The sequence below is a fragment of the Schnuerera sp. genome, assembly GCF_035459645.1.
Classification (GTDB): Bacteria; Bacillota; Clostridia; order Tissierellales; family Tepidimicrobiaceae; genus Schnuerera.
Genome location: NZ_DATHXO010000090.1, coordinates 1 through 1,879 on the forward strand (window position 1 = coordinate 1; position 1,879 = coordinate 1,879).

The 1,879-nt window shown below is 31.8% G+C and carries 2 protein-coding genes and 1 rRNA gene; all 3 read right to left on the bottom strand.

Translation table 11 applies throughout. The annotated features are described in order from the left end of the window. Window positions 1-437, bottom strand: a 16S ribosomal RNA gene (locus VK998_RS02160); the annotation flags it as partial. Window positions 438-683: 246 nt separating this feature from the next. Continuing rightward, window positions 684-1,463, bottom strand: a complete 780-nt coding sequence (locus VK998_RS02165) for a SigB/SigF/SigG family RNA polymerase sigma factor (RefSeq protein WP_325224970.1) — start codon at window positions 1,461-1,463, stop codon at window positions 684-686. Further along, the gene (locus tag VK998_RS02170; protein ID WP_325224973.1) at window positions 1,460-1,825 is read right to left on the bottom strand and encodes an ATP-binding protein; all 366 of its coding nucleotides are present in this window, start codon (window positions 1,823-1,825) and stop codon (window positions 1,460-1,462) included. The genes VK998_RS02165 and VK998_RS02170 overlap by 4 nt, the downstream gene beginning before the upstream one ends. Window positions 1,826-1,879 lie beyond the last annotated feature (54 nt).

Below are 1,879 nucleotides of genomic sequence, written 5' to 3' on the forward strand. Positions count from 1 at the left end.
CGAAGGCCTTCATCGCTCACGCGGCGTCGCTGCATCAGAGTTTCCTCCATTGTGCAATATTCCCCACTGCTGCCTCCCGTAGGAGTCTGGACCGTGTCTCAGTTCCAGTGTGGCCGGTCACTCTCTCAAGTCGGCTACCCATCGTCGCCTTGGTGAGCTTTTATCTCACCAACTAGCTAATGGGACGCGAGACCATCTTCTACCGCTAACACTTTAACTTAATATTCATGCGAATCTTAAGTGTCATAGGGTATTAATCCCGGTTTCCCGAGGCTATCCCCTTGTAGAAGGCAGGTTCCTCACGCGTTACTCACCCGTCCGCCGCTAAGAAGTTTATCAGTCAACCCGAAGGTTTCATGATAAGTTCTTCGCTCGACTTGCATGTGTTAGGCACGCCGCCAGCGTTCGTCCTGAGCCAGGATCAAACTCTCATTATAAAAGTTTGCCTGATTCATTGTTTCTTACTCAAAGTACTTCACACTATTTAGTTATCTAGGTTCATTTGTTGTTGACCTCTTTCGAAGCCGACTTTTATAATATAACAAATTTCGTTTCCCTTGTCAACACCTTTTTAAAAAATTAAAAAATAAATTTAACGGTTAAGTTAATTTTTGTAATATTGATGTTCTAGGGATATTAATAATATAATATTTTTGTTTATTTGTCAATACAAATTTAATTTTTTAATTTAAAGTTTTTTCCATTTCTTTTCTAAATTTCCCTATAATTCTTTTTTCTACCCTTGATACAGTCATTTGAGATATATTTAATTCTTCTGCAATAGATACTTGAGTTTTATTATTAAAATATCTATCAATCAAAATTTTTCTCTCCATATCATTTAATTTTTTCATAGCCCTTAATAAAAAGTCATTATTTTCTATTTTACTAAAATAAATATCTTCTTCTCCTATAAGATCTGCTAAATTCACATCCTTATCATCTCCATTAGAATCATAAGTTAAATCTAAAGACTGAGGAGTATATACCTTACTACCCTCCATAGCTTCTAATATTTCCTCCTCTGTAGAATTTAGATATTCTGCTATATCTTCCACTGTTGGAGAACGTTGAAGCTCTTGACTTAAAGTAACTTTAGCATTGTTTACCTTTTTAGATAGTTCTTGTATTCTACGGGGTACCCTTATAGTCCAGCCTTTATCCCTAAAATGCTTTTTAATCTCTCCAATAATTGTAGGAGTAGCAAAGCTAGAAAATTCAAATCCTTTATCTATATCATATCTATCTATTGCATAGATAAGCCCAATAGAAGCTACTTGATATATATCATCATAGTCTATACCTCTATTAGCATATTTTTTAGATAGTATTTCTGCAATATATAGATGTCTCTCAATAAGAATTTCTCTTATTTTTAAATCCTTACTTTCTTTTAAATATTTAAATAGAGTTTTGGTATCCACTTCATTTATATCTTTTTCTAAATCTTTATCAGTTTTCATATATTACCATCCTCTATATATTTAATCATTTCAACTCCTTTTTTTGAAAAATTAACTTCATCCATCAATGATTTAATAATCAATATTCCTAGTTCCATTTCTTTTTTCATATCATCTTTATTATACATAGTTACGTTATCAACTAATATAATAAATTTGTCCTCTTGAATTTGAAATTCTATATTTATTTGATTAGTTTTATCTAACGCATTTATACATGCTTCTGCAATAGATACTTTTATATCATCTATATCTTCAATATTGAACCCTATCTTATTTGCTATAGAAGATGAAGTTAGTCTAGCTACTGAAATATAATCAGGTTTACTTGGAATAGTAAGTTTAAAAATATCTTTTTCCATACTATCACTCCTTAATTACAAATACTTTGTCTAGTTCGGTTATATCAAATAATT